7 protein-coding genes are annotated in these 8,977 nt (G+C 52.2%); 4 read left to right on the forward strand and 3 right to left on the reverse strand.

The window, feature by feature from the left end; translation table 11 throughout:
- Positions 1–2,477 (forward strand): glycosyl hydrolase (locus WBV75_RS07945; protein WP_424120098.1); only part of this gene is annotated, 2,477 nt, incomplete at its 5' end.
- Positions 2,478–2,504: 27 nt separating this feature from the next.
- On the opposite strand, the gene WBV75_RS07950 is transcribed toward WBV75_RS07945, so the two are convergent.
- Positions 2,505–5,783 (reverse strand): WD40/YVTN/BNR-like repeat-containing protein, encoded by a 3,279-nt coding sequence (locus WBV75_RS07950; RefSeq protein WP_424120099.1) that lies wholly within the window; start codon positions 5,781–5,783, stop codon positions 2,505–2,507.
- Positions 5,784–6,140: 357 nt separating this feature from the next.
- On the opposite strand from WBV75_RS07950, the gene WBV75_RS07955 reads away from it, so the two are divergent.
- From WBV75_RS07955 to WBV75_RS07965, 3 genes are read left to right on the forward strand one after another with little or no spacing between them, the layout of a single operon-like run.
- The gene (locus WBV75_RS07955; RefSeq protein WP_424120100.1) at positions 6,141–6,425 is read left to right on the forward strand and encodes a hypothetical protein; all 285 of its coding nucleotides are present in this window, start codon (positions 6,141–6,143) and stop codon (positions 6,423–6,425) included.
- Between the two features lie 10 nt (positions 6,426–6,435).
- Positions 6,436–7,833, forward strand: a complete 1,398-nt coding sequence (locus WBV75_RS07960) for an alpha/beta hydrolase family protein (RefSeq protein WP_424120101.1) — start codon at positions 6,436–6,438, stop codon at positions 7,831–7,833.
- A 48-nt stretch (positions 7,834–7,881) separates the two neighbouring features.
- Positions 7,882–8,049 carry a hypothetical protein gene (locus WBV75_RS07965; protein ID WP_424120102.1) on the forward strand — a complete coding sequence of 56 codons (168 nt, stop codon included), beginning with the start codon at positions 7,882–7,884 and terminating at the stop codon, positions 8,047–8,049.
- 85 nt (positions 8,050–8,134) lie between these two features.
- Here WBV75_RS07965 and WBV75_RS07970 read toward each other — a convergent pair whose 3' ends face one another.
- Both WBV75_RS07970 and WBV75_RS07975 read right to left on the reverse strand, forming a co-directional pair.
- Positions 8,135–8,290 carry an Arc family DNA-binding protein gene (locus tag WBV75_RS07970; RefSeq protein ID WP_424120103.1) on the reverse strand — a complete coding sequence of 52 codons (156 nt, stop codon included), beginning with the start codon at positions 8,288–8,290 and terminating at the stop codon, positions 8,135–8,137.
- Between the two features lie 3 nt (positions 8,291–8,293).
- The coding region (locus WBV75_RS07975) for an SPFH domain-containing protein (protein ID WP_424120104.1) at positions 8,294–8,977 on the reverse strand (684 nt) is incomplete at its 5' end.

Genomic DNA, 8,977 nt, shown 5'->3' on the forward strand with positions numbered 1-8,977 from the left:
ACCCTGAAGTACTATATGCCACCACCTGGGAAGTCTATCGAAAGGCCTGGAAAATGTGGGGAGGCGGCGGCGATAGCAAATTGTGGAAGTCTACGGATGGAGGCACCACCTGGACCGACCTCACCGCAAATGAGGGAATGCCCGAGGGCCCGATCGGAAAAATCGGGGTGACCGTGTCTCCTGCAGATTCAAACCGGGTATGGGCGATCGTAGAGGCCAATGAAGGGGGCGTATTTCGTTCAGATGACGCAGGAAAAACATGGGAACGCACCAATGACGAGCGCAAGCTCAGACAGCGGGCTTTTTATTATTCCAGGATCTATGCAGATCCTTTGGATAAAGAAACGGTTTACTGCCTGAATACGGGGTTTTATAAATCTACCGATGGAGGCAAGACCTTCGACACCACTATTAAAGTACCTCATGGAGACAATCACGATCTATGGATAGACCCTGCCAACCCGGGCCGCATGATCAACTCCAATGACGGGGGTGGGAATGTGAGTATCAACGCCGGCAAAACATGGACCGAACAGGATTACGTGACCACCCAGTTCTACCACGTGATGACCACCAGTGATGTACCTTATCACGTGGCGGGCGCCCAACAGGATAACAGTACGCTGGCCATGCCAAGTGACGGCTGGGGGCATAGGCAGGCCCGCGGACCCAATCACGGCTGGTATTACGCCGTAGGTGGAGGGGAAAGCGGGTGGATCACCCAACATCCCGAAAAACCGGATATCTTTTACGCCGGAAGCCAGGGCGCTTTACTCACCCGGTACGACCGGAGCAACGGACAGGTCAGGGACATACAGGTCTATCCGCGATTCTTTTCAGGCGAACCTGCTGAAGCCCTGCCTGAGCGCTGGCAATGGACGTTCCCCATTATGTTTGCCCCACAGGATTCCAGGGTCATGTACACTTGTTCCCAGCATGTTTGGAGAACCACGGATGACGGGCAGTCCTGGGAAAAAATAAGCCCGGACCTTACCTATGCCGACCCCTCCACCCTGGGTAAAACCGGAGGTGTTATCACCATGGATATGAACGGGCCGGAGATCTATGCCACGGTTTTTGCCCTGGCCCCGTCCTGGCATGATATCAATACCATTTGGGCCGGGTCCGATGACGGCAAGGTTCATATCACCCGCAATGGCGGTAAAAACTGGGAAGACATCACCCCGGAAGGCCTGCCTAAATTTTCGCGTATCAGTATTATCGACGAATCCAAACACCGGCCCGGGACCCTCTTCCTGGCGGCGAACCGCTATCAGGTAGATGACCGGCAGCCCTATGTATTTAAAACCCACGATTACGGCAAGACCTGGACAAAAATCATCGATGGGATTGCCGACGGGCATTTTGCCCGGGCTGTTCGGGAAGATCCGGTCCGGCAGGGGCTGCTTTTTCTCGCCACCGAGCACGGGGTCTATTTTTCAATGAATGATGGGGGTCTGTGGCAGTCTTTACAACTGAACCTTCCGGATACCCCCATCCGCGACCTGGTGGTGAAGGATGACGATGTAGTCCTCGGCTCTCATGGGCGGGGCTTCTGGATCCTCGATGACATCCGGCCAATCAGGCAGTATTCCCCGGCACTAAAGGACAAATCTGCGGTTCTTTTTGAACCCGGCAATGCCATTCGCGGGGTTTCAGATGCAAACATTCAATACTATCTCAAAAAAGCCCTGGATACCATCACCATTGAAATCCTGGATGCCCAGGACCGTGTAGTAGATACCTTCACCGGCAGTCAGGCTGAATACGAGGAAGACCCGGATCTCCCCTGGTGGCAAAGAGGGGGCTCCTCCAAACCCACTACGGCCCGGGGACTCAATACCTTTACCTGGGACCTAAGGTACCCGGGTGCCACGACGTTTGACGGTATGATTATTTGGAGTGCCCGCCCGCAAAGGGGGCCTAAAGCACCTCCGGGCGATTACAAAGTACGCTTAAAGTCAGGTGGAGTGGAACAAGTCCATCCTTTTGCGATCCATATGGATCCCAACTTAAAGGGTATCTCGAAGGCCGATTTGCAGGAGCAGTTTAAGCTCTCCAACCAAATCATGGCAAAGACAAGCACGGCTAACGAGGCGGTTATTGATATCCGTAAGATGAAATCACACATTTCAGAAAACCGGGAAGGCATCCCGGATCGGGAATACGAAAAAACCCTGCAACCTTTTCTGGATGACCTCAGCGCTGTGGAACAAGAACTCTATCAGGTCCAAAACCAATCCAACCAGGATCCCCTGAATTTTCCAATCAAACTGAATAACCGCCTGGCCTCCCTCAGGCGCAGCGTAGAAACCGGGGATGCGAGACCTACGGATGGGGCTTATAAGGTTTTTAAGGAATTGTCGTCCGAACTCGATACCCATCTGGGGACCCTCAAAACCATCCTTAAAAAGGAGTTGCCCCGGGTCAATAAAGTCCTGGATGCCAGCGGTCTTGAAACACTGGAGCTGCCTTAGACCTTTAAATAAAAGGCCTTCAGAGTACTAATCCATTTTCTGCCCGGGCGTCCAGGGGGCGCCGGCTTTCTGCAGCTCGGCCTGAAAGGCCTCCAGGTCGTCCATAAAACTTTTTAAGTCTCCCTTATAAGCCTGATAGTCTCGGGCAGCCGATTCTATCTGCGCCTTTTGGGTCGCTGTGGGCTCCTGGCGGGTATCCCAATGCCCATAGGCTACCCCCCCTACCCTTGAAGTAATGGAAGGGGAGACGGATTCGTTCTTTTGCTGTAAGATGGGATCCCCCATCAGGCGCATCTGTAAATGAGCCAGTTGTTTTTGCAGGCGCTCGAATTCCTGAAAGTGGGCTTCCGTAGCCCTGGCCGTACGTGGCAGGGCCGCCTCCATATACCGCAAGCGCTCTTCGGCTTCATCGAGGTTTTTACGCGCAAGGGAGGTTTCCCGAAGCAGGTTTGAGGTTTGTTGCTGGAAGTTGGCCACTGACCCGAAATCCATATCCGGGGAATCGCCCGGGAGCGGTTTTACCTGAAAAACCCTCGGTGTGCCCTGGGCGGATAACTTTCCCTGATGCAGTACATACAAAGTGGCCGAATATTGGCCGGGGGCCGCTAAGGGACCCTGCGGGGTACCGGCCCAGGGGGGCTGAAACCCGGGTTTTGAAAGGGATACTGGATTAGGAGCGGCGTACCGCAGGTCCCATGAAGTGCGGTGCAACCCTTTGGCAGCCTCCCCCTGAATCCACCGTACCGGGTTACCGCTGGAATCCTTTATCAACAGGAGTACCTGAGGGGCACCTTCAAGGCTTTCCTCCCGGAGTGTATCCCAGCCGGGAAATGGAATGCTCTCCTTCTGGGTTCGGAGCTCCTTTTCCCCTTCTTGCCTTTGCGCTTTTCCAGTTTGAGGAAGTTCACCCATGTGATAGGTGAGCATGGCTCCATAGGGCGGATTCTCCCCTACATACAACGTACTGCCCAGCGTAGGCATTTCTTTGGCCTGCATGGGCGTATTGGGGATATACCACCAGGCGTCGCGCACGGGAAAAAGGGCATTGGAACCCTTTTTTACCGTATTGGAAAGCTCTCGCAGGGCAGAATAATCATCCAAAATGTAAAAACCCCTTCCAAAAGAAGCTCCGACAAGGTCATTGTCCCTGGGGTGCAATTCAATATCCCGGAAAGGAATGGTCGGTACACCTCCTTTAAGGGGTATCCAGGTCCCGCCCATGTCCATTGAGAAATAGATACCGTATTCTGTACCGATAAACAGTAACTCAGGATTCAGGTGGTCTTGCTTTACCACCCATACAATGGTTTTAGAGGGCAAATTACCGGTAATGGATTTCCAGGAACGGCCCCGGTCCCTGCTCATAAAGAGATAGGGTTTAAAATCTCCCTGTTTATGCATATCCACGGCGACAAAAACAGTATTGTCATCGTGGGGAGAGGCTTCTACATCTGTGATAAACGCGCGGGATGGCATTTTGGGTAGCCCAGCTATTTTGCGCCAGGACTGCCCTCCGTCCTCGCTGCAATGGAGCATCCCGTCGTCAGAACCCGTATAGAGCAACCCTTCAACCCGTGGCGATTCTGAAATGGCCGTCAGGGTAGCATATTTAGACATGGCTCCCGTGTCGTACAGGGCGTCTATACTCCAGACCCGGTCTCCCATTTCGAGTTCATACCGGTTTGTGTTGGTCGTAAGGTCGTCACTGATGGCCGTCCAGGAATCCCCCCTGTCCTCACTGCGCCACACCCGCTGGGAGCCAAAATAAAGCCGTTTTGAATTGTGCGGGCTCACCAGCACAGGGCTGTCCCAATTCCATCGCTCCGGGGGGTCTGATGCTCCCGGCTGGGGTTGTATATTCAATACCTCTTCGGTGCGCCGGTCCAGACGGTGAAGGAGGCCCTGCTGAATTTCCATATAAACTGTATTGGGATCTTCAGGATCAAAAACCGATTCATATCCATCGGCACCCAGGGGTACATACCAATCCTGGTTGCGCACCCCTTCAATATTGAAGGTGCGGGAGGGCCCGATAAGCGTCCCCAGATCCTGTGCTCCCCCCACGATATTGTAGAAGGGCTCCGCATTGTCCAGACCGAGCTTGTAAAACTGTGAAACCGGTAGGTTTGGAAAGTGTCTCCACGTAGTCCCCTCGTCATAGGATTCGTAAAGTCCCGCATCTGTCCCAGCCAGCAGGTGGGCACCATCAGCCGGATCTATCCAGAGGGCGTGGTTATCACTGTGTTTTTCCCGTCCGGTTCCGAGGTAATCAAAGGTTTTTCCTCCGTCCCGTGTAACGTGCAAAAAGACATCCATTTGGTAAATCAGGTTCGGATCGGTGGGAGAAGCTTCTATCTCCTGATAATAATGCGGGCCGGTACCTCCTGAAGTATAGCTGTTGACGCGCTCCCAACTTTCCCCCTTGTTTGTGGAGCGGTAAAAACCCTTTTCGCCTTCCGCAGCCTCAATGGTGGCATAGACCAAATCCGGATCGGCAGGGGTTACAGCCAACCCAATTTTACCCATATCCCCATTGGGCAATCCGGAATCCACCTGCTTCCATGTGGTTCCATTGTCCGTAGATTTATAGATACCTGAATTCGGACCACCGGCCAGCAGGGACCAGACGTGGCGGCGCCTTTGATAAGCCGCAGCATAGAGGACATCGGGGTTGGAGGGATCAAATTCCACGTCTGTCACACCGGTATCTGCGTCGATCTCCAGTACCAGATCCCACGTATTCCCCCCATCCCGCGATCTGTAGAGACCACGTTGGCCACCGGAGGCCCATAGGGGTCCTTCGGCCGCCACAAATACGACATTGTCGTCCCTGGGGTCTACCAGGATTCTACCTATATGTTCGGATTGCGGTAACCCTTTGTTTTCCCAGGTCTTTCCCCCATCGGAACTGCGGTACACCCCGTCTCCCCATCCCACATGACGGCCACTTACATTTTCACCCGTTCCTACCCAAACAACTTCAGGGTTCTGTGGGCTCAAGGCCACACAGCCGATGGAGTAAGAGGCCTGGGCGTCAAAAACGGGTTCCCAGGTAGTTCCCCGGTTGGTCGTTTTCCATACCCCTCCCGAACCGACGGCCACATACCAGGTATTGGTATTATCCGGATTCACGATGATGTCTGCGATACGCCCACCCATAACGGCCGGGCCTATTTCCCTGAACTCCAGGGCAGCAGCCACCGTTTCGAGGGCTGGTGAATCCTCAGATTGGGCACACAGACGAAATCCGTAGAATGTACTTATCGATAAGGCTAAAAGGAAGGAAGTCCTGAAAAATCCTGACATTTTTATTGTTTTGGAAGGGGTGCAAAACACCCTGGTTGGTGGTTAAAGATAACCAATGCCTGCAAAAAAATCACAGCGGCCAGCAAACCTTTGAACACAGTAAAATTCATGAAAAATTTGACGGGATTTTACTACCTTTAATCTTAACCAGAGGTTTAGCAAAAGTTTTGAATCTCAAAAAGAGAAAACGTTATGAATACCTGCACCTGCACAAATTGTGAATGTACCAAATGCAATTGCGGGAACTGCCGGGATGCCAGTTGCCCCTGCACCTCCTGTAACTGCAGCCGTTGTGATTGCTGTAATTAAATTTGCCCGGCCCGTATAGGCTCTTCACCCCAAAAAACCAGTTATTCTATGGCCAAAATGCATGATTTCCTGTCTTATTTTAAAAAGAACAAAACCTTATCTGCCGAGGCTACCCCTGAAGGGTACTGCCCCAATTGCTGGGGACGGCAGGAATACGGTGGTGCATTCTTCGATGCGGTCCGCAATTACAGTCACGACGTGGATTCCCACGATCCCCATGACGGGTGGGTAATCGATTATGCCAAAAAGCATCTGGAGGGCATCCAGCTCATCCCGGAAGACGACCATTCGGTTTGCCAAAATTGCAAGGTGACCTACTATCCTGAGAACTGAACTCCACAACATGAAAAAAAAACTGCTATTACTCACAGCACTCCTGGTATTATTTACGAGCAGGGGTCAGGAAATTTCCGGTACCTGGAATGGGGTCCTTGAAGTTCAGGGCATACAACTCCCGCTCGTCATTCATATAACTAAGGGTGACCCCGGCTTTACAGGTACCATGGACAGTCCGGACCAGGGGGCCACAGGTATTGAGATCACCTCCCTGAGTTATGCGGATTCCAACCTGGCATTCGAAGTAGCTCCCATGGCAATTGCTTATACCGGAATGCTGAATAAAGACGGGACCATAGAAGGGACGTTTACACAAATGGGGCAATCCCTGCCCCTTAATTTTTCGAGGGATCCGGTGGCTAAAAAGAAGTTGTTGCGTCCACAGGAACCCAAAGCCCCTTACCCCTATTATTCTGAAGAAGTATCTATCCCAAATCCGGGAAGCGGCCTGTCCCTTTCAGGAACCCTTACCCTGCCCTCTGAAAACGGAACCTTTCCCGTTGTCGTGCTCATTAGCGGCAGTGGTGCCCAGAATCGGGATGAAGAGGTTTTTGGGCATAAGCCCTTCCTGGTCCTCTCCGATTACCTGACGCGTCAGGGGATAGGTGTCCTGCGCTATGACGACAGGGGGACGGGAAAATCTACGGGCAACCACGCTACCGCGACTTCGGAAGATCTCGCCACAGATGTGGCAAGTGCAGTGGCCTTTCTGAAGTCCCGGGAGGATATCGACTCCCGGAAAATCGGGCTTATCGGCCATAGCGAAGGAGGCCTTATTGGCCCGATGGTTGCCTCCAAATCGAACGATATCGCATTTATGGTCCTTCTAGCCGGGCCCGGGATTTCGGGTTACGACATCCTTATGCTGCAAAGCGAACTGATTCGAAAAGCCAGCGGGGTGAGTGGGGACGCCCTGAAAAAGGAAATGGATCTCACCCGGGGCGCGTTGGACTTGGTGCGTACTGTAGATGACCCCACTGAACTCAAGAAAGATCTGCAGCAGTATTTTATTCAGGCCTTTGAAAAAGATCCGGAGCAAGTTCCCCAGGGTATGTCCGTGGAGGACATCGTTTCAACACAGGCAGATGCCCTGGCTTCTCCATGGATGCAGTATTTTATGAGATACGATCCTGCCCCGGCCCTGGAGCAGGTAAAATGTCCTGTTTTGGCCCTGAACGGTGAAGTGGACCTGCAGGTCCCTTCCCAGGTAAACCTCGAGGCGATTGAAAAACATTTAAAAGCAGGAGGGAATTCCGATGTAACGGTTCGGGAATTGTCCGGATTGAATCACCTCTTTCAAAACTCGGCCACCGGATCTCCGAGTGAATACGCCGCCCTGGAGGAAACCTTTGCTCCGGTAGCCCTCAAAGAAATATCAGACTGGATATTGAATCGCGTGAAATAAGGCAGTAGCCGCCAGGAGTGCCGATTTCAAAAAGGTGTCATGAACCTGATGACTAAAATTATACTCGGCCTGATTGTATTCCACCTCCTACTGGGTTTCGGATGGTTGTTTTATAAACTCTTGCCTGGCAAAGAAGACCGAAAACATCCTGACGAGACTTCATCATCAGAAAAAGACACTTCTCCATCCCCGATGCCACCAAGCAAAAAGGAGTAATATGAGCCCTCAGGGGGGCCGTAGCCCAGACTGCAGATTATCCCCCACGCCACCGCAGAAAAACCAGCTCACGGTCCCGTTATCTTTACTTTTTGGGCAGACGCTTGTTTTCCTTGAGGCTTTTGTGTATCATCCACTCCAACTGACCGTTGACACTTCGAAATTCATCATCTGCCCATTTCTCCACCTGCTTGAACAATTCAGGGTCGATTCTGAGTACAAAGGATTTGCGCTTACTCACAGATCAGGCGTTTAGGGATCCTGCATTCACTACAGGAACAACTTCCTTATCCCCACAAAGGACTACCATCAGGTTGCTGACCATCGATGCCTTTTTGTCGTCGTCGAATTCAATAATGTTATCCTGAGCCAGTTGCAGGAGGGCGTCTTCAACCATGGCAACAGCACCCTCAACAATCTTTTTACGGGCAGCTACAATGGCCACGGCCTGCTGTCTTTTGAGCATAGAACTCGCAATCTCGGGAGCGTATGCCAGGTATCCAATACGGGCCTCCATCACTTTTATCCCGGCAATACTCAACCGTTCTGTAATCTCTGTTTCCAGGGCTTCATTGACCTCATCCATCCCGGAGCGCAAGGTTAGTTCCGCCTGTTCATCGTCAAAATTGTCATAAGGATACGACCCGGCCAGTTTCCGAACGGCCGCATCGGTTTGCACGCGTACGAATTCCTCGTAGTTGTCCACATCGAATGCCGATTTGTAGGTGTCCTCCACCTGCCAGACCAGGATTACATTAATCAGGATAGGATTACCAATCTTGTCATTTACCTTCACGCGCTCACTGTCGAAATTCCGGGCCCGCAGCGAGATTCGCTGACGGGTATAAAATGGATTGGCCCAGAAAAAACCATTTTCCCTTACTGTACCCTTGTAAGATCCAAAGAGGACCATCACCTTGGAGCCGTT

The sequence above is a fragment of the Robiginitalea sp. genome (assembly GCF_049588695.1).
Taxonomy (GTDB): Bacteria; Bacteroidota; Bacteroidia; order Flavobacteriales; family Flavobacteriaceae; genus Robiginitalea.

Coding starts and splice junctions, on each gene's coding strand:
- WBV75_RS07950 (WP_424120099.1), bottom strand. CDS start 5,783: ATGTCAGGATTTTTCAGGACTTCCTTCCTTTTAGCCTTATCGATAAGT.
- WBV75_RS07955 (WP_424120100.1), top strand. CDS start 6,141: ATGGCCAAAATGCATGATTTCCTGTCTTATTTTAAAAAGAACAAAACC.
- WBV75_RS07960 (WP_424120101.1), top strand. CDS start 6,436: ATGAAAAAAAAACTGCTATTACTCACAGCACTCCTGGTATTATTTACG.
- WBV75_RS07965 (WP_424120102.1), top strand. CDS start 7,882: ATGACTAAAATTATACTCGGCCTGATTGTATTCCACCTCCTACTGGGT.